Raw genomic sequence first — 21,598 nt, 5'->3', positions numbered from 1 at the left:
TTTCTAGCAGTTTGCCGTGATTTATTTCTTTTCTGGAAAGAGTTGGTCAGTATCGAAGTAGTGGCCGCGTACACAGTTCGCGTAGGCGTTGATGTCGGCTGCTGCGATGGCTTCGTACATGGTTTGGTGTTTTACGACTTGAGCTTGCAGCAATGAAGCGGCATGGTCGTAGTAAACCGCAATGTAGGTCCAGTAGTAATTTCCCAGTGAGTTCCACGCTTTTTCAAGTGATTCGCTATGCGCTGCTTGGACTATGGCCAAATGAAAAGCCATGTCGTGTTTTCGCATGTTTTTCGAGTCATTGTTATCGACGCAGATTTTCATATTGTCCACGCAGCTTTTTAAAAAGGCGAGATCAAGATATTTAGATTCATGTTTGATGATGCTCCATCTCACAGCCAGCGCTTCAATTTCCGTGCGTACGTCATAGTAATCATTGAGCTGTTCTTTCGTGAGGGTCCGTATGCGCGTTCCCTTGTAGGGTTCCGTCTCCAATACGCCTTGAGCGATGAGGTCGCGGATGGCCTCTCGTACTGCGCCTTGGCTGATGGACAGTTCTCTTGCCAATTTTGATTCGATTATTTTGTCTCCAGGGTTGAGATCCCCTTTGAGAATGGATTCCATCAAGTATTCCGCAACATCGTCTCGCAAAACTCTTCTTTTTAGCAAATTTTTAGTTTCCATCAGTATGTCCTTTTTTCATAAAATTATTGATGATTCGGTAAAAAATATTATTTTTTATCATTAATTTCTGTAAAATCATTTTTTTGCAAATACTTTAGTAAAATTTCGCTGTCTGCATTGTTTGAAAAAATAATTTTTGAAATAATCAGGCATTCTTTTTCCATGCAAGTTGAGCGGATAAGTTGACAAGGAAGAAGTAGCGGATGATTGCTTTTTGGTAAATTAAAAAGGATATGAAAATTATTTTGAAATTTTTCGTTCAATAAAACATTTTTTAAAACAAGTTGTGCGGAATTTGTTGATAAACTTTTGATTAAACAATTATAATAGATTTTATCATTGTCGTTATTGGCAAATATCACGGCAGGTATTGAGCATTTTTTTCGCGGAGAAAGCCTTTTTTCTTGTTCTAGAAGCGAGTCGTTATCATGGATCAGCACATATTCTGTAAGTATGTTTTCAATTAAAGATGAAGTCGTTTTGTTTTCTATTCTGCAAATTGATTTGAGTTTAGCGAAAGTTTCATCGTCTGTGCGAAATGAGATTTTCGTGTTTTTACGTGTTCCTTTTTTGTCGAAAATATTCATCAGGCGTCACCACTATAATCCGTATTTGGGAATCGTTCAAACCCGTCTTTCTTTAACGTGTCTTCATTTTCACATTTCGGGCTATTTTTCAATAATCAATTTTCTGTTATAGTTTTTATGAATAAATGCAACTATTCAATATGTTGAATTTTTATCGATATGCCCCGTGGGGGGCGATTCTGTTTGCTTCACTCTATAGTTTAAATCCAGACCGCATTGGCTTGGTTTTCTTGAAAACGGTTACCGGTTTTGTTCTCGTCGTTTTTGGATTGGCAGCGTGCGGAATTTGTTGATCGGTGATGAATCTTATTGGAAAAGATTTTGCGATTTGTGTGCAATTGGAAACGGAAAATAAAAAAAGGACTTAAGCTGTCTGGCTTAAGTCCTTTTTTTGATTCTGGTAGCGAGGGAGGGAATTGAACCCCCGACACTGCGGATATGAGCCGCATGCTCTAACCGTCTGAGCTACCTCGCCGTATTTGCTTTGGGTTGCCCCGAAAGCGAAGTCGGTTAATATAGAGGGGTGTTGCAAATGGCAAGTATTTTTTTTGCTGATATTTTCAAAAATTGGATAATTGCCTCTTTTGCTGGAATCGGCTATAATTATGTCGTCTTTTAAATATTTGAGTTTCACTCCCGACTCCTGAAGGTCGGGGCCAAACGCGAGGAGGAATCCAATGTCTGAAAACAAGCGCATGCATATTCGCAAAGACTGCCTGGTGCCTGTTCGGTATGTCTATGAAGGTCAGAGCAAGACCCAGTATGCCCGTTTGATCAATTACAGCGACGGTGGCCTGTGTCTCAAGACCCGTACGCCCATCCAGAAGGACGCCAAGCTCGAGCTTTCTCTGGAAGGTTATTCTCCCGAATCATCCATGGGCGAATTCGACCGTTACCCTGTGGCCGTTTGCTGGAGCAAGGAAATCCCCGAGAGAGGATTGCCGGTTTACGAGACCGGGTTGAAATACAGGGGATAGGGCCGGTTTTCCGGCCCTTTTTTTAGGCCTTGCTGTAGAGTATCGTCGGTGAAACCTTCGCTATCGATTCCGTGCCGGTCATGACCATGGCCTGCATGAGTTCGGTGCGAAGTGTGGCGCTGTAGGTAGCAACGCCTTCGGTCAGATTGCCCATGGCTGCTATGCTGAAAGGCCTGCCGACCATGATTGCGTCCGCTCCCAGGGCGAGCATCTTGAGTACGTCGGCACCTGTGCGTACCCCTCCATCCACGATTATTCCCAGTTTTCCCTTCATCTGTCCTGCGATGCCCGGCAATACCTCGGCTGTTCCCGGCGTATGATCGAGCACTCGTCCGCCATGGTTGGAAACGACTATGGCATCGGCTCCTGCCTGCAAAGCCAGTGACGCGTCTTCCGGGGTCATGACGCCCTTGATGATGAACTTCACTCCCGCCTTGGCAATGATCTCCCGCAGCGTGTCCACCGATTTGGGAGAGACCGGGCGTCCCATTTTGCGCAGCGTGATAAGGCCGGCCGCGTCGATGTCCATTCCTATGATTTTGGCTCCACAGTCCCTGGCCTTGGCTAATTTCTCGTAGAGTTCGGCGTCTTCCCAGGGTTTGATGAACGGGATGCCGTGTCCGCCCGCAGTCGCGATGGCTGCCAGCCCGGATTCGTGGATGAAGGGCGGCACTCCGTCTCCGGTACAGCCGATGATTCCTGCCTGCCGGCTCCCGTCGATGATCGCCTTTATGTACTCTTCTTCAGTGCGCTTCCCGCCCATATTAAATGAAACTCCGCCGATGGGCGCCGCCATGACGGGCATGGACAAGTCCAGTCCCAGGATGCTGGTGCTGGTATCGGGTTCGGTGATTTCATGCACCAAACGCATGTTGAAAGTCACTTTGGCCAAAGCCTGTACGTTGGACATGAAGGCCGAGCCGGTGCCGAGTCCGCCCATTCCTGGAACTTCTCCTGCGCAAGCCTTGCCGTTGCAAACAGGGCACACGCGACAGAAGCCGGTCATCAGATCGCGGGCGGTTTTTCGTATTTCCTTCATTATTTTTCTCCCGTGGTTGAGGTAAAAACTATCTCTCTGGTATGTTTGAGGTGTTCCGTCATGGCTTCCCGGGCACGCTCCGGATCGTGTGAGTTCAAGGCCGCCAGGATTGCATGATGATCCTCCAGCGACTTGGCATTGCGGGCGGGCGATTGCAGCGCCTCATCCCGGCTTTCGCGCAGCAGATCATGCATCTGCTCCATGAGCAGGATGATGGATTGGTTGCCGGTAGCGGCGGCAATGGCGTCGTGGAAAGCCTGATCGAAAAAAAAGACGGGCAGGCCATCCCCAAGGTTTTTTTTATAGGCGTGAATAAGGTCCTGCAACTCCGCAAGCTCATGCTGTTTGATGCGCTGGGCGGCCAGATGAGCGATCTGAGGCTCAAGCAGGAGGCGCAGTTCAAAGATGTCGTCCAGACGGTGTCTTTCCCGCGCAAAGGCGTCGCCCATGGCCGACGCCAGGCTGGCCGGATTATTTTCGGCAATGAAGGTGCCTGCCCCTGGCCTGCTGACCAGCATGCCGTGCTGCTCCAGGCTTTTGATTGCCTCGCGTACGGAATTGCGCGAAACTCCGAACAGTATTGCGAGTTGGCGTTCCGGCGGCAGGCGATCGCCAGGTTTCAGGTCATCGTTCTGCACCATTGTCTGCAGACGTGTGGTGATTTCTTCGTAAGTTCTTTTTTGCTGAATGGATGTTGTCACAGTTTTCTCCCGTGAAATTGGTCCTACCAATACGCCCGGCTGAGGTCAAAAGGCAAGTCTGCGTTTCAGAGTTGCCGAAGCGCGGAGAAAGTGCTTACCTTCTTGCCGTTAATGACGCGCAAAAGAACCATTTTAGGATATAAGGAGGAAAAATGGACGAGAAGCGTATTGTCGAAATATTCGAGGCGTTTTTTGAAAAATTCAAAAAAACAGAAGGCGATAGAAGCAGTTGGTCCGCACATTGGACCGTGTACACGCAAGGACACAGTTTTGAGATAAATCTGACCAAGTGCCCACGTGGCACACGTTTCAAGATCTTCTGCGACAAGGCCAAAATTGAGGAGATTGAGGGGTGGGAAGCGTTTCTTGCAAGTTTGGACCGACTGGAAAAAGCGCATTCTCCGGCCTTTGAACGCGGAGATTTTTTTACTCAGATGCAAGATATGCTGTAGTTTACCAGGGCGTCGGCTTTCATTTCAGCGTGAGTGTATCCCGCAGGAAAATTAAGCCATTGAATACGTTTTTATTTGTTGTGAAGTGTCAATAATGCTGTGTTTTGATGGAGAAATGGCTTTGAAATGAAAATTGGCAATGCGCTATTTTCGTGCGGCATTGCCAATCTATTGTCATGTTGAAGCAAGCTTGGCTTAAGAGCTTTGGGCCGTGTCAGGGTATTCGTTTTTAAGGGAAGATTGCGTCAGCATCCTGTCGACGCAGATTTGTGACGCAGGCGTCTATTTTTTTGATGACATGATGAAGGTCCTGGTTGTCTCCTTCCATTTCCGGAAGAAGTGCCATGCTGTACGCGTTTTCGGCTTTGTTCAGGCAATTGCAGAACAGCAGATAGTTCGTTTTGCTGTGGTAGCCGGCGCGCACCAGCGTTGAATGGCTATTGCCCTGTGCGGTCAGCAGCAGACGATAGTGGTCGACCAGGACGGCCATCCAGTCCGCGAAAAAAGGCTTTGCCTGCTCCGGAATATTCCCCACTTTTTCCACAAGTCCCGCCACGTTCGCAGGATTTCCGGTCTCTTCGGCTTCCAGGGCCGCCTCCAAGGCGTGCCGCCGTGCCCTTATGTAGTTGTCGACGAATTCCGTTAGCCCGCTTTTGTACTGGTTCATCTTTTGTACGAAGAAAACAAAGAATATTGGTACAAAAATCATCCAGATGGGCGGTTTGGGTTTTTCGAGAACCTGCATGGCCAGTTGGCGGGCCAGCTGCGATTCATGGTCCAAAATCTGCTGCTTTTTTTGGTTGGCGTTTTTTATGCTCATGGAAAAGGCTGGTAATGAGTGACCTGCTCCGGGTCAAGGCATGGAAGGTTCTTTTGGGCCAGCGGTTTTGTTTCGTTCACGGAAGCATGACTGCCTGTTGCCGGATTTTTTGCGGCAGCGTAATGCCGAATCGATTCAATTCATGAATGCTGAACTGGTATGAACCTTCCTTTGCGGAACGGGGAGGGATTGCCGCTGGCGGTCTGCCGTTCAGAATTTCGGTCACGATTTCGCCGCCTGCCAGACCTTGGTCGCGTCCGCTGAGCACATGTCCGCCAATTGTTTTACCCTTGCCGACCGCAAAATCCCAAAAAGCGAAAATGGGTACAGGGGCGTGGGCGTTGGCCCAGGCGATCACCTCTGCATCCGGCACATGCTCGCCCACGCTGTTGCGCAAAGTGTGGTAGAGGCCGATGTAGACGGTGTCGAAACCCTCGGCTTTGGCGTTACGAAGTGCGTTTTGCCAGTTTTCCAACAATTCGAATTGCTTGAGTTCTACGCGCACCTTGCCCAGGTTGAAATACGATTCTCCTTTGAAAGCTTCGTGCAGTACGGCATCGGATGTGGAGTCAGAGTCAAACAGGACAAGCACCTTGGTATCATCCGGGTTGACCAGTCGACACATGGAATGCAGCGAACGCTTGAGAAGAGGGCGCTCGAGAATTCCGGTCATGTTGAGGGCAGGAAAGAGGCCGTAGTCTCTGGGGTTGCGATTGATGCCGACGTATACGACCGGAGTTGAACCGTTTTTGAGGTGCGGGCCCAGATATTTGGCCGCATTGTCGTCGCAGAGGATGATCAGGTCAGGTTGGCTTGCGGCCAGTTGCTGCAAAACTGTTTTGGCACGCTCCTCGTGCTGGGTTTTTGGCAGGCGCTTGGTGTCCAGGTAAAAATGATCGAGGGTTGCGTTTTTCGGCAAGGTGTCCAAAAGGCCGCTGGTCAAACTTTGTTCCCAAGCGTACTCCTTGTGATAGCTATGAACAATGCTTATATTTAATAGTGTTGCTGCGTCGGCTGTGACCGCGCACAAGATAAGCATAGTCAAGGACAGCTTCAGCATATCCGCCTCCCGTGGAACGCTATGATATTATTCCAAATTATCACGGGTCGGAGGAAATAACAATATGAGTCCTTCCGAGACGGGTTTTTTGACACTTTCGGACTTTGATCAGGGCATTCAAGCTGCCCAATTGAAGAGGATGGGACAGGATGTCCGTATTTTTGGCATCCGAAAGTTCGTGTTGATGGGCTGCATTGTTTTGTCGCTGCTTCTCCACGCTCTAAGTGGTTGGATGGCGGATTTTCGCCCCGTGCCGCAGTTGGTCAAAGACAGGCTCCTGCTGTTGGACATCGTTGCGCTATCTGACGAGACCGTATCTCCTGCTGCCCAAGTCCCCGTGGCCGAGAAAGTAACGCCGCGTCCAGTCACTTCCTCGGATGTCACATCGTCAGTTTCTGCTGCCAGTTCCAGTCCGGTTCGAAAGCCAGTCCCGGAGGTGAAAGCCGTGTCCAAAGAAAAATCCCCTCCCGCACAGTCAAAACCTCGTGCCCAGGCAGAGCCTGCTCCGGAACGTGTGCGCAATCCGAGCCCCGCGCTGCAGGAGAGCGTGAAGAGTAAAACGCCGATCGGGCAGATTGTTCCCCGCGCCGGGGTGACCGTGCTGGCCAATGAATCAGGACAAGACGCTCTCAAACACGGCGCCGAAGCCCGCTTCATGCATGGCGTGGCCACGGAGGAGTTCGTCGAGGAAAATTATGTTGGCGAGTATTCCATGGGCAAGTCCGGCAAGGTGTGGATCGAAGATGACCGTGCCGGCAGCGGGCATCTTATTTTACATGCCGAAACAATGGGCCTCAGACGCCAGCTTTTTCGGTTCAACCGTTTTATTTATGTCTACGGAGAGAGCCCCGATTCCCCCGAGCCTATTCTCGGTTCAGTGACCTTTTTTTCCGACGGGTATCATATCAACAATTTTTTATGGCAGCATAACTCGACTCATGCCTATTATCCTCGCCGTGAATGAATGCCATTGTTCCCGCTTGCCAGGTGGACATCTCACCACAAAAAGTCGTCATTTTCTTCAAATCAATGTTTTTATATTTTACCTGCCCGAGAATAAGTGATTTCTCGCGTGATGAAATGACTTTTTGCGGACCCCCGTTTTTTCGAAGCAATCAATCATATGACACGCACGCTTTTGCGGAAATTTCGATAATCAAGGTGAATAAAGCAAAACAGTATTGTGTTATTTATTTTTAATAAGTAACATTTTATCTGTTCACATTGTATTATCATGCCACGAATTGCTGCTCTGTATCTGTTGCTGTGCGCAGATTGGAGTGATCGTGATTTTCGATCCAAAGTGCGTTGACATATCAATAAATTTAAGGATATCTGACAGCTCGTGAAAAAAAGGCCGAAGTCTCTGCACGCTATTACCTTTTTGAAGGAGGAGGGTATGAGTCTTAGCAGACGTGAGTTCGTAAAACTGTGCTCCGCAGGTGTCGCCGGATTGGGAATTTCCCAGATTTATCATCCGGGCATCGTGCACGCCATGACCGAAGGAGCCAAAAAAGCTCCGGTCATCTGGGTACAGGGACAGGGTTGTACTGGTTGCTCCGTTTCTCTGCTCAACGCAGTCCATCCCAGAATCAAGGAGATTCTGCTGGATGTGATCAGCCTTGAGTTCCATCCCACCGTCATGGCAAGTGAAGGTGAGATGGCATTGGCGCATATGTACGAAATTGCTGAAAAGTTTAACGGCAACTTTTTCTTGCTGGTGGAAGGTGCCATCCCCACCGCCAAGGAAGGTCGCTACTGCGTTGTCGGTGAAACTCTGGATGCCAAAGGGCATCATCATGAAATCACCATGATGGAACTGATCCGGGATCTGGCACCCAAGTCTCTGGCCACCGTGGCCATAGGTACTTGTGCCGCTTACGGCGGCATTCCCGCGGCTGCAGGCAACGTCACCGGCTCCAAGAGCGTGCGTGACTTCTTTGCCGAAGAGAAGATCGAAAAACTGCTGGTCAACGTGCCCGGATGTCCGCCCCATCCGGACTGGATGGTCGGCACTCTGGTTGCCGCATGGAGCCATGTCCTCAATCCGACCGAGCATCCCCTGCCCGAATTGGATGATGACGGCCGCCCGCTGCTGTTCTTTGGCGACAACATCCACGAGAACTGTCCGTATCTTGATAAATACGACAACTCCGAATTCGCGGAAACCTTCACCAAGCCGGGCTGCAAGGCCGAACTTGGCTGCAAGGGTCCGTCCACCTATGCCGATTGCGCCAAGCGTCGCTGGAACAACGGCATAAACTGGTGTGTCGAGAACGCCGTGTGTATCGGCTGTGTGGAACCGGACTTTCCGGACGGAAAGTCTCCTTTCTATGTAGCGGAATAATCAAGGAGGACGCACGTGTCACAAGCAGCTACTCCCGCAGCTGACGGGAAAGTTAAGATTTCCATTGATCCGTTGACCCGGGTTGAAGGTCATCTCAAGATTGAAGTTGAAGTCAAAGACGGCAAGGTCGTCGATGCCAAGTGTTCCGGCGGAATGTTCCGTGGGTTCGAGCAGATTCTGCGCGGCCGCGATCCCAGGGATTCTTCCCAGATCGTACAGCGCATCTGCGGCGTGTGCCCCACGGCGCACTGTACGGCTTCCGTCATGGCCCAGGATGACGCCTTCGGCGTCAAAGTAACCACCAATGGCCGCATTACCCGTAACCTGATCTTCGGCGCCAACTATCTGCAGTCTCATATTCTGCATTTTTATCACTTGGCCGCCCTGGATTATGTCAAGGGCCCCGATGTATCCCCCTTTGTTCCCCGTTACGCCAATGCGGATCTGTTGACGGATCGCATCAAGGACGGAGCCAAGGCCGATGCAACCAACACCTACGGCTTGAATCAGTACCTGAAGGCACTGGAAATCCGCCGCATCTGTCATGAGATGGTCGCCATGTTCGGCGGTCGCATGCCTCATGTTCAGGGCATGGTCGTGGGCGGTGCAACCGAGATTCCCACAGCGGACAAGGTTGCCGAATACGCAGCCCGCTTCAAGGAAGTCCAGAAATTCGTGATCGAGGAATATCTGCCTCTGATCTACACTCTGGGTTCCGTGTACACCGATCTGTTCGAGACCGGCATCGGCTGGAAGAACGTCATCGCTTTCGGTGTTTTCCCCGAAGACGACGATTACAAGACCTTCCTGCTCAAACCCGGTGTCTACATCGACGGCAAGGACGAGGAATTCGATTCCAAGCTGGTCAAGGAATATGTCGGACATTCCTTCTTTGACCATTCCGCTCCCGGCGGCCTGCACTACAGCGTCGGCGAGACGAATCCCAATCCGGACAAGCCCGGCGCATACAGCTTCGTCAAGGCTCCCCGTTACAAGGACAAGCCCTGCGAAGTCGGTCCGCTGGCCCGCATGTGGGTCCAGAACCCGGAACTGAGCCCCGTTGGCCAGAAGCTGCTCAAGGAACTCTACGGCATTGAAGCCAAGAACTTCCGCGATCTGGGCGACAAGGCTTTCTCCATCATGGGCCGCCACGTGGCTCGTGCGGAAGAGACCTGGCTTACCGCCGTTGCCGTTGAAAAATGGCTCAAGCAGGTTCAGCCCGGCGCCGAAACCTACGTCAAGTCCGAGATTCCGGATGCCGCCGAAGGCACCGGTTTCACGGAAGCTCCCCGCGGCGCATTGCTGCACTATCTGAAGATCAAAGACAAGAAGATCGAGAATTATCAGATCGTGTCTGCGACTCTTTGGAACGCCAACCCCAGAGATGACATGGGCCAGCGCGGTCCGATCGAGGAAGCCCTCATCGGCGTGCCGGTTCCCGACATCAAGAATCCCGTCAATGTGGGGCGCCTGGTTCGCTCCTACGACCCGTGACTGGGCTGTGCCGTGCACGTGCTGCACGCTGAGACCGGTGAAGAACACGTTGTCAACATTGACTAACGCGGATTGAATGAACCATGAAGGGCCGGGAAACCGGCCCTTTTTTTTAGGATCAAAATTACGACAGCGCAGATGATTGCTGCCGCGAGAACGCTGGATGTGGAGAGTATGGCATGAAACGACTTTTGGTGCTCGGAGTGGGCAACCTTCTCTTGACCGACGATGGCGCAGGTGTGCACGCGGTCAAGGAACTCGGCCAGGAAAATGAGTGGGATCCGGACAAGGTCGATTTTCTGGACGGAGCCACCTTTACTCAGGATATTTTTTATATTTTTCAGGAATACGAACGCGTTCTTGTGCTCGACACCGTCAAGGGCGGCCGGGAACCCGGAACGGTGTATCGTTTTACGGAGGAGAACCTGCGGGACAATTATCAGCAGCGCCTGTCGCTGCATGACATCGATCTGCTGGATTCGCTGAAAATGGCGGAGTTGCTGGGAAACAAACCCGAACTCATGGTCATCGGCATCGAACCCTTGACCATCAGCGAGTGGTCCATGGAGTTGTCGGCTCCCGTCAAGGATAAGTATCCGAAATTTCTGGAGGCAGCGCGCCGCGAAATCCGCGCGCTCGTGTCCTGAAGGCATGAAAAAAGGCTCCGCCGGGATGCCGGGGGAGCCTTTTGCAGAGCACGAAAAAGGGGACTTACTGCTTTTTCTCTTCCTGCGGAGCCTGCGTGGCCGGGGCCGGGGAACTCGCGCCCTCGAACTCCACACGCATCTCCTCGGTCAATTCTTCGAGTTTGGGTACCACGCCCTGCATATAGGTGCGGGCCACGGTCATGCTCTGCTGCATGAGCTCGGGCATCTTCGCGGTGACTTTCTTGCCCAGGTCGGATTTGTAGAAGTCAACCAGTCCTTTGGTTTCTTCCTCGGTGAAAACGGAGGTGTAGAGGTCCAGATACTGCGTCTTGACCTTTTCCCAGGACATCTCTTCTTTCAGGATGGCGTCAAAGCGGGCCGAGTATTTTTCCAGCTTGGGCTTGTCGGCTTCCTGAATGTTCATCTGGGACGCGATCTGCTGGAAGATCATGGTCACCTGGGCTTTCATCTTTTCCATGACGGTGTCGCCATCGGTGATTTTGATCAGTTCTTCAGCCAGGGCGCGATGTTCTTTTTCACCGCTGTAGGCGGTGCTGCAGATCAGCATCAAACACAGAAGCAAAGCAAATTTTTTCAACATGTTGTCTCCTTGTGGGGCTCGGCGGCGGTCCGGCTGTCAAAGCCTGCGTGCCGGATTCGCGCCGGGTGGGTGCGGCGGATATCGCCAGGACCGAAGCTGTCTATGCCAAGCCACAGGCGTTGACAAGACAATCCTCGGCCTCCAAACGCCTCAGAGTGTGATCGTCACCGCCTTGGCGGCTTTTTTGGCTTTTTCCAGGGCCTTTTCCAGGCTTTCGTCGCGGGCGACGAGCACGCCCATGCGCCGCTTACCGGAAACTTCGGGTTTGCCAAACAGCCTTACGTCCGTGTCCGGCTCGGACAGCGCGGCTTCAAGATTGCCGAACGACACGCTATTCGAAGATCCTTCGGCCATGATGACACTGGAGGCGGCGGGTCCGAGCTGGCGGATGACCGGTACGGGCAGTCCGAGGATGGCGCGGGCGTGCAGGGCGAATTCCGAGAGATCCTGGGAGATAAGCGTGACCAGCCCAGTGTCGTGAGGGCGGGGGGAAACCTCGCTGAAATAGACGGTGTCGCCCTTGATGAAGAATTCCACGCCGAAAATCCCGCGTCCGCCCAGGGCTCCGGTCACTGCCTCGGCCATGCGTTTGGCCTCGGCCAAGGCCGCCTCGCTCATGGGTTGAGGCTGCCAGGATTGCTGGTAGTCTCCATCTTTCTGGAAATGGCCGATGGGGGCGCAGAATGATGTTCCTCCGGTGTGGCGCACGGTGAGCAGGGTGATCTCGTAATCGAAGTCGACAAATCCTTCGACGATGACCTTGCCCTTGCCCGTGCGGCCGCCTTCCTGGGCATATTTCCAGGAATTCTCGGCATCGGCGGGAGCCTTGACCACAGATTGCCCTTTGCCGGAGGAGCTCATGATGGGTTTGACCACGCAAGGGGTGCCCACGGTCTGGATGGCGTCCATGTATTCTTCGTAGGTCGCGGCAAAGCGGTAGGGCGAAGTCCGAAGGCCCAGTTCCTCGGCGGCCAGGCGCCGGATGCCTTCGCGGTTCATGGTCAGTTTTGCGGCGCGGGCGGTAGGGATGACGGTGTACCCTTCGGCTTCAAGTTCCACCAGGGTGTCGGTGGCGATGGCTTCGATTTCGGGGACGATGAAATTCGGTTTTTCAGTCTCAATGATCCTGCGCAGAGCAGGGCCGTCCAGCATTGAAACGGTGTGGCTGCGATGCGCAACCTGCATGGCCGGGGCATTTTCGTATCGGTCCACGGCGATGACTTCCACGCCAAGTCGCTGCAGTTCAATGACGACCTCCTTGCCCAATTCGCCGGAGCCGAGCAGAAGGACCTTGGTGGCTGAAGGGGAGAGCGGGGTTCCTATTTGTGTCATTATTACCTCGGGTGGGGTTGATGTACTAAGGTGCCAGCCACCTAGCCTTTTCCACTTTGTTTGGCCAGCGCGGCGTGGGGATAAGGCTTGACGCATGCCCGCGCCCCAAGCAATAGACCAGGACTTTCCCACGATTTGGAGGATCAATGAATAAATTCGTGCTGTCGGTCATCGGCAAAGACAAGCCGGGTATCCTGGCAAAAATATCGACCATCCTGTTTACCCATGGTTGCAACATCGAAGATGTCAGCCAGACCATCCTGCAAACCGAGTTCGCATCCATTTTTATCGTTCTCAACCCGGAAGGCCATCCACTGGATGAAATCGGGAGCAGCCTGAACGCCGCTCTGGGAGAAATGGAACTCAGCGCCCACCTGCGCCCCATGGCGGCTTCCGCTCCGGCTGCGGTCGCTGCGACGGAGCCCTTTGTCATAACCACCAGAGGCGTGGACAAGCCCGGGACCATCGCCGCCGTGACAGAGGCCATTGCTTCGCTCGCGTGCAACGTGGTTCATTTCCGGGCCATCATCACCCAGGAAGACGGCGTGGACGAGATGATCATGATCTTCGAGGTCGATGTCCCCGCGGGAGTGGAGCATCGCCACCTGCGGCGGGTCATGCAGGAGACGTGTTCCGGGTTCGGACTTGACGCGTCGGTCCAGCACCGTGACATATTTGAAACGATTCACAGAGTTTAGGAGACCAGGCATGCTCAACGACCGCGAGGTTCTTTCCACCCTTTCCATGATCAAGAACGAGAATCTGGACGTACGCACAGTGACGCTCGGCATCAGCCTGCTCGACTGCGCGTCCCACGACCTGTCCAGATTTACCGATACCATATATAAACGCATCACCACCCTGGCCAGAGATCTGGTCACCGTGTGCGACGAAGTTGGAGACCGTTACGGCATTCCCGTAGTCAACAAGCGCATTTCGGTCAGTCCCATCGCCGTGGCCGCCGCTCCCTTCGACAGCCGGGGCATGGTCGAGGTGGCGAAGACCCTGGATCAGGCCGCCAAGGACGTGAACGTCGATTTCATCGGCGGATTCGGGGCTCTGGTTGAAAAAGGGATGGCCAAAGGCGATCTGGCCCTCATCGATGCCATTCCCGAGGCCCTGGATATCACCCATCGCATGTGCTCATCCATAAATGTGGCCACCACCCGGGCTGGCATCAACATGGACGCCGTGGCCCTCATGGGGCGGACCATCAAGGCCGCTGCCGCGCGCACGGCCGACCGTGACGGCCTGGGCTGCGCCAAGCTGGTGGTTTTCGCAAACATCCCCGAGGATGTGCCGTTCATGGCCGGCGCGTATCTGGGCGTGGGCGAGGCCAGTTCCGTCATCAATGTCGGCGTCAGCGGCCCCGGCGTGGTCAAGAAGGCCATTGACCGCGCCTTGCAGGACAATCCGGGCGCGCATCTGGGCGAACTGGCCGACGTGATCAAACGCACGGCCTACAAGGTCACTCGCGTGGGTGAGATCATCGGCCGCGAAGTGGCCCGCATTCTGGCCGTGGAATTCGGCATTGTCGATCTTTCCCTGGCCCCGACACCCAACGTCGGCGACAGCGTGGGCGAAATTTTTCAGTCCCTGGGCCTGGGAGCCATCGGCGTGCCCGGGTCCACGGCGGCCCTGGCCATGCTCAACGACGCGGTCAAGAAGGGCGGCGCTTTCGCCAGTTCGCGAGTCGGTGGCTTAAGCGGCGCCTTCATCCCCGTCAGCGAGGATTTGAACATTGCGGCTGCCGCTTCCGCCGGACACCTTTGTCTTGAAAAATTGGAAGCCATGACCGCCGTGTGTTCAGTCGGGCTCGACATGGTGGCCTTGCCGGGCGATACCACGGCCGAAACCTTGTCCGCGATCATTGCTGACGAGATGGCCATCGGCATGATCAACAAGAAGACCACGGCCTGTCGCCTCATCCCGGTGCCCGGCAAAAAGGCCGGCGACCGGGTTCATTTCGGGGGCTTGCTGGGCGAGGCCGAAATCATGCCCGTGCGCAGCAACGGCGTTTCCGCAGGCTTCATTAACCGGGGTGGAGGCATTCCGGCGCCTTTGCAGGCTCTCATCAACTGACCCTGAGCCTGCCGTTTGTTTCACGTTATTCCGATTGCTGAAATTCGGTATTTTTCAGACGAGTGCTGATTGGGAGGTATCATGGAATCAAAAGACGTGTTCGGAAAGGACCGCTTGGCTGCAGGGCTTGCTGCCTGCACCATCCTGCTTCTTTTTGTCTTTTTTTACGCCCTGCACCAAAACGTGGCCGGGCTTGGCCGGGAGATCGACGAACTTAAATCGTTGAACAGCGCCGTGCTGGAACTCGACGCCCGGCATGCCGCGCTGGACGGCAAGGTGGCCGAGCTCGGCACGCTCCCGCGACGGACATCGCTCATGACCATGGAAAATCAGGTTCGGGCCATGGCGCATGCCACCGATGACCTGGATCAGCGTCTGGAGGGAAAGCATCGCGACAAACTCGCAGCCATCCGCCTGATGTTGCAGGAGATTGGCGAGGATCTTCACGCCGCGAAGTGAACTTGGAAGATACGTCGAAGAGAGGCCCGGAAGCGAAAGCTTGCGGGCCTCTCTTTGTTGTTATGGGAAGAGAGTCGTTCTGACCAGAAAGGCAGTGTATCCGATATAGCACGTCAGCAGGGCTGCGCCCGCATAGCGGTTGATGCGGCCGGGTCGTTTGAATCTGAAGCCGATCAGGAACAGGGAAAGGGTAAGGGCGGTCATGACCGGAATGTCACGTGAAATGACTCCGGGTTCAACGTCCATGGGGCGGATAACGCCGGCGATTCCGACCACGGCCAAGGTGTTGAAAAGGTTTGAGCCCAGCACATTGCCCAGCGCGATATCATGTTCGCCCTTGCGACTGGCGATGATCGAGGACGCCAGCTCCGGAAGCGAGGTGCCCAGCGCGACGACGGTCAGACCTATGATGAGGTCGCTCACCCCGAGGGCGTGCGCGATCTCCACCGCGCCCCATACCAAAAGGCGGGAGCTGCCGATGAGAAGAACAAGTCCTGTGACGAGCCAAAAGTAGGCGCGGCCGAGGGGCATGCACTGCGCGCATAATTCGTTGCCCATCTCTTCGCCAAAGGGGTCTCCCTGGGTTTGCATTCCCTGTCGCACGGTCCAGAACATGAGCCCGGCAAAAAGAACCAGCATGATCACGGCATCAGTGCGGGTGAGGGTTCCTTCGTGAATAAGGTATGCCGTCACTGCGGTCACCGCTGTGAGCAACGGCAATTCCTTGCGCAGCACCTGGGAATGGATCTCGATGGGTTTGAGCAGGGCGGTGAAGCCGAGGATGAGAGCTATGTTAGTGATATTCGAACCGAAAGCATTGCCCAGAGCAATGCCGGGTGTGCCGTTCATGGCGGCCAGCGCGGAGACGACCATTTCCGGGGCTGACGTCCCGAAGCCGACAATGATCATGCCGATGAGTAGCGGGGGCATGGAAAAATGGCGCGCGACGCTGGCCGCGCCGTCGATGAAATGGTCCGCACTCCAGACAAGCAGGGCCAAACCGGCACAAAGAGCGAGAAAAGGGATAAGCATATGACACCGTGTCCGCTAAGATTTGATCCGGGCGCTTGGTATTCCGGATGCTGGTTCGACGATAATTACGCTGACTTGCAGCGCGACATGCGTGTTTGATCATGGCGCGAAAAAATGCAGAGGTCCAGACGTCATTTTCGGCTGAATCGAGGCCGCTCCAAGACTGGCGTATGACGGGGATATTCTGAGCAAAACAGTTGAGTTTAAAAATCATTTCAGATTTATGTTTACAAAAAATCGATAATTGAATAGGCGTCCTGTTGGAGCAGGCTTTTTGACGGGAAAAAGCTGCCTTGCGTTATTATTCTGTGGGAGATGGATGCTTGAGTGAAGCATCCTGTCTTTAGTTGCGTCAAACCGGAGCACAAGGACACTGTTTTGAAAAAACGTTACGTACCCATCACCATTGTCTGCGGTCTGTTGGCGCTTCTGGCCCTGGGTGGTCAGTTTGCACCAGCCCCTTCGGAAGAGCTGCCTGTTCGTCTTCGGTTGGACAACAAGGGCGGCGATGTAGTTTTCACCCATTCTCGTCATGTGCAGTACGTTGAGAAAGATGGCGGCAACTGCGCCAAATGCCATCACGAGAGTGAAAATCCTGGTTTGACCCCGCTGCCGTGTGGCTCATGTCATGCGACGGAATTTGATGCGAAGTTCTCCTCGGATCACCAGACCACATTGCCTGAGGAGACCTGTACGCGTTGTCATCATGCCGAACTCGGCAAGCTTACCTACAGCCATGACGACCATGCGGAGCAGTATGCTTCGAGCTGCACTGATTGCCATCACGACACGGACATCGAGGCCGAGCCGGGTGCCTGCAACCAGTGTCATGGCGAGAAAGCCGATGGCGACACGCCCGCCTTGCGCGATGCCGTTCACGCCAAGTGCGAGAGTTGTCATGCCGACATGTACGAACAGAAATTGGAAGGTTGTAACGAGTGTCATGAATTGCTGCCCGGCAAGGCAGGAACCCTGCAGCCGTCCTGCAATTCGTGTCATTTCGATACTGACGCCACGCCTTTGCCGCATCGCATGGATTCGTTTCACGATCAGTGTATGACGTGTCACGAAGAGGCTGGGAAAGGACCTTTTGGCGAAAAATCGTGTACCCGCTGTCATACCAGGTAAGACCATCATGATGAAATTACGCCTGAACACCTCGGTCGAAATCAAGGACGTTTTGCAGAACGTGCCGACGCCCACGTTGGTACGGATTCCGATTCAGAAAAAACACAAACCCATCGTCAAGAAGAAACAAATCGTGGGCCGCGGCCAAGTCGTCGCGGAAAATCCTTCGACGAGCGCTTACGGCATCGGCTTTGTCCATTCCTCCATCGACGGCATTGTTGAAGATGTGCTTCCCGACGCCATCGTCGTCGGTCCCATCCCCGCACCCAAAGAGGGTGAAGAGGCTGTGGTTCCCGCTCGGCCGGAACCCTGCGCGGAGCTGGACTCGCTCGCCAACGAAGAACTTTGCCGCAAGCTGCTGGAACTTGGCATCGACACGAGCAGGTTCCATGCCTCACGTGCATTGATCATTAACGGTCTCAATCCCGAGCCCGGCGTGCTGGTCAGCGAACAGCTGGTTAGGGATGCCCAGGATACCTTGAAGGCCGGTCTGCAGATTCTGGAACGCGCCATCAAGCCCGGAACGGTGAAGCTGGTTGTTGCCAGCGGCAAGCAGATCTCATTACACGGGTGCACCACCGTCAACGCCAGCGACGTTTATCCGGCCACCATCGATCCTTTGGTCGTTCATGCGGCGACCGGATCAGAAAGACCTGACAACGTCGATGTCATTTCCATTTCCGCGCTCTACAGAGTCGGTCTTGTGGCGACCACCAAGCTTCCCCTCATGGAAGCCGCGGTCACTGTCGGCGGGAAGGTGTATCGGGTGCCCACCGGCATGCCGGTGCAGGACTTGTTGAATGCCGCGGGCGTCGAGCAAGGCCCGGAATGGAAGCTGGCTCTGAATGGTCCCATGCGCGGTGAGGCGTTGAGCGATCTGAGCGTGGGCATACCGGAAAACTGCACTGCCGTGACTCTGGTTCGGGATGGCCTCTATCCTTCTGTTCAGCCCAATCCCTGTATCAACTGCGGCGAGTGCGTCCTGGTTTGTCCGGCTCGCATTCAACCAGGAATGATTTCCCGGTATGCCGAATTCAATATCTTTGAAAGTACCCGCTCACAGCATGTCGAAGCCTGCCTTGAATGCGGCATGTGTACTTTCGTGTGTCCGGCCAATCGTCCGGTTATGCAGTACCTGCTTCTGGCCAAGAAGCAGCTGACTGCCCAGGACGAAGCAGTGTCTACATGCAGATTGCAGGACTGATGCTTCCCGCATCGTTTCAATCAGACATGAACAAGGAAGGATAAAAGCACATGGCAAGCCAGGATATTTCCAAGAAAATCTATTCCGTCGCCACGGCTCCGCTTTGGCATAGCGGAAGAACGCTTCAAAAGAACATGCTTCAGACGCTACTGGCCCTTTTGCCGGTGATCGCCATGGCCGTGTACCGCTACGGATATGATGCGGTCGAGGTCATGGCCTGGGCAGGGCTTACAGCCATCGTCACCGAAGCTCTCGTGCAAAAGATCATGAAACAGGCCCCCACCTCCGATGACTTCAGCGCCCTGGTGGATGGACTGCTTTTCGCCTTTTTGCTTCCGGCCACCGCCCCGGTATGGATGGTGGTTATCGGCAGTGCGATCATGATCATTCTCGGTCGCATGGTTTTCGGCGGGTACGGCGGCAGTCCGATCTGCGCGCCCGCGCTTGGCTGGGCTGTTTTGGCCATCTCCTGGCCGGATTTCATGGACTTGAACGGAATGCTTCTCAAATGGGATCTGATCGAGCCCTTGAGCGACCTCAAGTATTTCGGCCTCGACGCCATCTCCTCCGTGACTCCCATGAGTCTTCTGCTGGGCGAGAACCTTGGCGCCCTGGGCGCCTCACAGGCTTTGATGGTTCTTATCGGAGGCGTCTATCTCCTTTCCCGAGGGGTGGTGCGCTGGTTTATTCCGGTTTCTTTCCTGGCGGGAGTGATCCTGACCGGGACGGTGTATAACCTCATCGACCCCCAGCACTACGCTTCCCCGCTTTTTCACCTCCTTTCGGGGAGCACTCTTTTGGCGGCTTTCTTCCTGATGCCGTATCCTTCGTCGTCTCCGGCCTGGCGCTTACCCATGCTGTTGTTCGGTTTTTTCGGAGGCGTGATGGTGATCATCATCCGCACCTACGGCGTCTATCCCGATGGCGTGCCCTTTGCGATCCTGCTGGCGAATCTCTGCACGCCGCTTTTTGATCTCATCCAACCCAAACCCTTCGGCGGGAGGTAGCACGGCATGATGGAAATTGTACGAATGGTGGTTGTGCTTTCCGCCATCACCGGTCTTGCGGGTTTCGTCCTGTCCGGGCTCAAGGTCTGGACCACGCCAATCATCGAGGAACAGGTCCTGACCAATGTCCAGGGCCCGGCTTTGAAGCAGATTTTTCTGCAGGGTGACAATGATCCCATCGCGGATCGAAAGAATATGCCCAAACCAGGCAGCGAAGGCGAGACGATCATTGTGTTTCCTTCTTTCAAGGGTGGCAAATTGCAGGCCGTGGCCATAGAGGCTTCCGGCAAAGGGTATGGCGGGGATGTGAACGTGCTTGTGGGGTTCGATGTTGCCGCGGATAATCTCGTCGGCATCAGCGTCACGACTCATAAAGAAACGCCGGGTCTTGGTTCTCGTATTGAAGAACCGGCCTTCACGAAGCAGTTCAAGGCCAAGGATCCCGCGAAAGCTACGCTGAAAAAGGATGGCGGCGACATCGACGCCATTTCCGGAGCGACGTTTTCGTCCATTGGCGCTGCGGATGCGGTTAAGCAGGCTGCAGGTTGGTACGCAGCCCTCAAGGATACGATCAAGACCACCTGGTAACCCGGCGGTTAATCATCCCAAGGAGATTTTTCATGGCCAGTATGATGAAAGAATTCACCAAAGGACTCTGGAATGAACTTCCACCGTTCCGTCTGGTGCTGGGCCTTTGTCCTGTCCTTGCAGTGACGACCACTGCCAACAACGGTCTGGGCATGGGGGCTGCGGTTATTTTTGTTCTTTCTCTTTCCAACGTCATTATTTCGCTCGTGCGAAACATTATTCCGAAAAAAGTCCGCATCGTCTGTTTTATTGCCATTGCGGCTTCTCTGGTTGTTACTGTCGAAATGCTTATGCAAGCTTTCGCTTATCCGCTTTATCAGCAGTTGGGCATATTTGTTCCACTTATTGTCGTAAACTGCATCATTCTTGGTCGTGCGGAAGCTTTTGCGGCAAAAAATCCCCCTCTCCTCGCTTTGGCTGACGGGCTTGGGATGGGAATCGGTTTTACTCTGTCTCTCACTTTCCTTGGCAGTCTTCGTGAAATTTTTGGTTCGGGCACATGGTTCGGTATGTCACTGTTCGGGCCGGATTTTCATCCCTTCACGTTCATGGTTCAAGCACCAGGAGCCTTTGTCTGTCTGGGTTTGATTCTGGCCGGAATGAATTTTCTCAATGTCTGGCAGGCCAAGCGTAAGGGCGTTGAACTTGATCCCAATTTCGACGCGGGTTGTGCTGGTTGCGCTGCCTGCAAAGGGTTGGAGAAAATCGTCAACCAAAAGAAGCTGGAACGGCTTGAAGCAGCCAAAGGCTAAAAAAGGGAGCGACGGCATATGGATATTTTCTTGCTTTTCATCTCGGCCATCTTCGTAAACAATATCGTACTGGCTCAGTATCTCGGTAACTGTCCGTACCTTGGTTGTTCAAAAGAGAAGAGCGTCTCCATCGGCATGGGTGCTGCGGTCATTTTCGTGACCATAATGGCCACTCTGTTCACCTTTCTAATTCAAAAACATGTTCTGCTTCCATTTAATCTTGGATATCTGCAGACCATCGTTTTCATTTTGGTTATTGCTGCTCTTGTTCAGTTCGTCGAAATGTTCCTTAAAAAGATGGTTCCACCTCTGTACAAGGCGCTGGGCATCTTTTTGCCCCTCATCACCACGAACTGCGCGGTGTTGGGTGTGGCGATCCTCGTACAGCGCAAAGAATATGATTTTGTCACTTCGTTGCTTTACGCTGTTGCGGCCGGAACGGGCTTCATGCTCGCGCTTGTCGTATTGGCAGGTATACGGGAGCGTTTCGAGATCACCAGGATTCCCCGCGCCATGCGTGGGGTTCCCATCGGCCTGATCATGGCCGGGATCATGTCGCTGGCATTCATGGCGTTCAAGGGTATGATAGCCTAAGGTGGAGAATC

24 protein-coding genes and 1 tRNA gene are annotated in these 21,598 nt (G+C 53.8%); 15 read left to right on the top strand and 10 right to left on the bottom strand.

Annotation, left to right across the window (positions count from 1 at the left end):
* Positions 1-21: 21 nt before the first annotated feature.
* The 3 genes from DBAC_RS09915 to DBAC_RS09910 all read right to left on the bottom strand — a co-directional run bounded on the left by DBAC_RS09915 (position 22) and on the right by DBAC_RS09910 (position 1,746).
* Entirely contained in the window at positions 22-684 is a 663-nt protein-coding gene (locus tag DBAC_RS09915) for a GntR family transcriptional regulator (RefSeq protein WP_015774158.1), read from the bottom strand.
* 47 nt (positions 685-731) lie between these two features.
* Positions 732-1,271 (bottom strand): PilZ domain-containing protein, encoded by a 540-nt coding sequence (locus DBAC_RS19050; RefSeq protein ID WP_015774157.1) that lies wholly within the window; start codon positions 1,269-1,271, stop codon positions 732-734.
* 398 nt (positions 1,272-1,669) lie between these two features.
* Positions 1,670-1,746: transfer RNA gene (locus DBAC_RS09910), tRNA-Met, on the bottom strand.
* 202 nt (positions 1,747-1,948) lie between these two features.
* Between DBAC_RS09910 and DBAC_RS09905 the strand changes: the two genes are divergently transcribed.
* Entirely contained in the window at positions 1,949-2,248 is a 300-nt protein-coding gene (locus tag DBAC_RS09905) for a PilZ domain-containing protein (protein WP_015774156.1), read from the top strand.
* Positions 2,249-2,270: 22 nt separating this feature from the next.
* Here DBAC_RS09905 and DBAC_RS09900 read toward each other — a convergent pair whose 3' ends face one another.
* A complete protein-coding gene (locus tag DBAC_RS09900) occupies positions 2,271-3,287 on the bottom strand; it encodes an alpha-hydroxy-acid oxidizing protein (protein ID WP_015774155.1) in 1,017 nt (338 codons plus the stop codon).
* On the bottom strand, positions 3,287-3,988 hold the full coding sequence (locus DBAC_RS09895) for a FadR/GntR family transcriptional regulator (protein ID WP_015774154.1): 702 nt from the start codon (positions 3,986-3,988) through the stop codon (positions 3,287-3,289). Before DBAC_RS09895 ends, DBAC_RS09900 begins: the two co-directional genes overlap by 1 nt.
* Positions 3,989-4,140: 152 nt before the next feature.
* Between DBAC_RS09895 and DBAC_RS09890 the strand changes: the two genes are divergently transcribed.
* Positions 4,141-4,440, top strand: a complete 300-nt coding sequence (locus DBAC_RS09890; RefSeq protein ID WP_015774153.1) for a hypothetical protein — start codon at positions 4,141-4,143, stop codon at positions 4,438-4,440.
* Between the two features lie 229 nt (positions 4,441-4,669).
* Here the strand turns inward: DBAC_RS09890 and DBAC_RS09885 are convergent, their stop codons facing one another.
* Positions 4,670-5,260 (bottom strand): NF038143 family protein, encoded by a 591-nt coding sequence (locus DBAC_RS09885; protein ID WP_015774152.1) that lies wholly within the window; start codon positions 5,258-5,260, stop codon positions 4,670-4,672.
* Between the two features lie 76 nt (positions 5,261-5,336).
* Positions 5,337-6,320, bottom strand: coding sequence for an ABC transporter substrate-binding protein (locus tag DBAC_RS09880; RefSeq protein WP_015774151.1), 984 nt, complete (start codon positions 6,318-6,320; stop codon positions 5,337-5,339).
* A 64-nt stretch (positions 6,321-6,384) separates the two neighbouring features.
* Between DBAC_RS09880 and DBAC_RS09875 the strand changes: the two genes are divergently transcribed.
* From DBAC_RS09875 to hysD, 4 genes are all read left to right on the top strand, one after another.
* The gene (locus tag DBAC_RS09875) at positions 6,385-7,284 is read left to right on the top strand and encodes a hypothetical protein (RefSeq protein ID WP_015774150.1); all 900 of its coding nucleotides are present in this window, start codon (positions 6,385-6,387) and stop codon (positions 7,282-7,284) included.
* Between the two features lie 435 nt (positions 7,285-7,719).
* A complete protein-coding gene (gene hysB / locus DBAC_RS09870) occupies positions 7,720-8,667 on the top strand; it encodes a NiFeSe hydrogenase small subunit (protein WP_015774149.1) in 948 nt (315 codons plus the stop codon).
* Between the two features lie 15 nt (positions 8,668-8,682).
* Entirely contained in the window at positions 8,683-10,227 is a 1,545-nt protein-coding gene (gene hysA, locus DBAC_RS09865) for a NiFeSe hydrogenase large subunit HysA (protein WP_015774148.1), read from the top strand.
* A 113-nt stretch (positions 10,228-10,340) separates the two neighbouring features.
* Positions 10,341-10,808, top strand: coding sequence for a NiFeSe hydrogenase maturation protease (gene hysD / locus DBAC_RS09860; protein ID WP_015774147.1), 468 nt, complete (start codon positions 10,341-10,343; stop codon positions 10,806-10,808).
* A 64-nt stretch (positions 10,809-10,872) separates the two neighbouring features.
* Here the strand turns inward: hysD and DBAC_RS17920 are convergent, their stop codons facing one another.
* Together DBAC_RS17920 and purT are read right to left on the bottom strand one after the other, a co-directional pair.
* Positions 10,873-11,409 (bottom strand): DUF2059 domain-containing protein, encoded by a 537-nt coding sequence (locus DBAC_RS17920; protein WP_015774146.1) that lies wholly within the window; start codon positions 11,407-11,409, stop codon positions 10,873-10,875.
* 150 nt (positions 11,410-11,559) lie between these two features.
* Positions 11,560-12,741, bottom strand: a complete 1,182-nt coding sequence (gene purT, locus DBAC_RS09850) for a formate-dependent phosphoribosylglycinamide formyltransferase (protein ID WP_015774145.1) — start codon at positions 12,739-12,741, stop codon at positions 11,560-11,562.
* Positions 12,742-12,887: 146 nt separating this feature from the next.
* Here purT and DBAC_RS09845 point away from each other — a divergent pair, with 146 nt between their 5' ends.
* From DBAC_RS09845 to DBAC_RS09835, 3 genes are all read left to right on the top strand, one after another.
* Entirely contained in the window at positions 12,888-13,439 is a 552-nt protein-coding gene (locus DBAC_RS09845; RefSeq protein WP_015774144.1) for a glycine cleavage system transcriptional repressor, read from the top strand.
* Positions 13,440-13,449: 10 nt separating this feature from the next.
* Positions 13,450-14,823, top strand: coding sequence for a PFL family protein (locus DBAC_RS09840; RefSeq protein WP_015774143.1), 1,374 nt, complete (start codon positions 13,450-13,452; stop codon positions 14,821-14,823).
* Between the two features lie 81 nt (positions 14,824-14,904).
* Positions 14,905-15,282 (top strand): hypothetical protein, encoded by a 378-nt coding sequence (locus DBAC_RS09835; protein WP_015774142.1) that lies wholly within the window; start codon positions 14,905-14,907, stop codon positions 15,280-15,282.
* 60 nt (positions 15,283-15,342) lie between these two features.
* Here DBAC_RS09835 and DBAC_RS09830 read toward each other — a convergent pair whose 3' ends face one another.
* On the bottom strand, positions 15,343-16,314 hold the full coding sequence (locus tag DBAC_RS09830) for a calcium/sodium antiporter (protein WP_015774141.1): 972 nt from the start codon (positions 16,312-16,314) through the stop codon (positions 15,343-15,345).
* Between the two features lie 378 nt (positions 16,315-16,692).
* Between DBAC_RS09830 and DBAC_RS18405 the strand changes: the two genes are divergently transcribed.
* From DBAC_RS18405 to DBAC_RS09795, 6 genes are read left to right on the top strand one after another with little or no spacing between them, the layout of a single operon-like run.
* Entirely contained in the window at positions 16,693-17,442 is a 750-nt protein-coding gene (locus DBAC_RS18405) for a cytochrome c3 family protein (protein WP_167320932.1), read from the top strand.
* Positions 17,443-17,449: 7 nt separating this feature from the next.
* Positions 17,450-18,646: a 4Fe-4S dicluster domain-containing protein gene (locus DBAC_RS09815; RefSeq protein ID WP_015774139.1), complete on the top strand. Its 1,197-nt coding sequence runs from the start codon at positions 17,450-17,452 to the stop codon at positions 18,644-18,646.
* 50 nt (positions 18,647-18,696) lie between these two features.
* Positions 18,697-19,653: an RnfABCDGE type electron transport complex subunit D gene (locus DBAC_RS09810; RefSeq protein WP_015774138.1), complete on the top strand. Its 957-nt coding sequence runs from the start codon at positions 18,697-18,699 to the stop codon at positions 19,651-19,653.
* Positions 19,654-19,659: 6 nt separating this feature from the next.
* Entirely contained in the window at positions 19,660-20,241 is a 582-nt protein-coding gene (rnfG, locus tag DBAC_RS09805; protein ID WP_015774137.1) for an RnfABCDGE type electron transport complex subunit G, read from the top strand.
* A 32-nt stretch (positions 20,242-20,273) separates the two neighbouring features.
* Entirely contained in the window at positions 20,274-20,993 is a 720-nt protein-coding gene (gene rsxE, locus DBAC_RS09800) for an electron transport complex subunit RsxE (protein ID WP_015774136.1), read from the top strand.
* Positions 20,994-21,011: 18 nt separating this feature from the next.
* On the top strand, positions 21,012-21,587 hold the full coding sequence (locus DBAC_RS09795) for an electron transport complex protein RnfA (RefSeq protein ID WP_015774135.1): 576 nt from the start codon (positions 21,012-21,014) through the stop codon (positions 21,585-21,587).
* Positions 21,588-21,598: the final 11 nt, after the last annotated feature.

Origin of the sequence: Desulfomicrobium baculatum DSM 4028 (genome assembly GCF_000023225.1) — a bacterium.
In the GTDB taxonomy this organism is placed as follows: Bacteria; Desulfobacterota; Desulfovibrionia; order Desulfovibrionales; family Desulfomicrobiaceae; genus Desulfomicrobium; species Desulfomicrobium baculatum.
The sequence above is the reverse complement of the archived record's forward strand: the minus strand, read 5'-3'. Positions and strand labels throughout refer to the sequence as shown.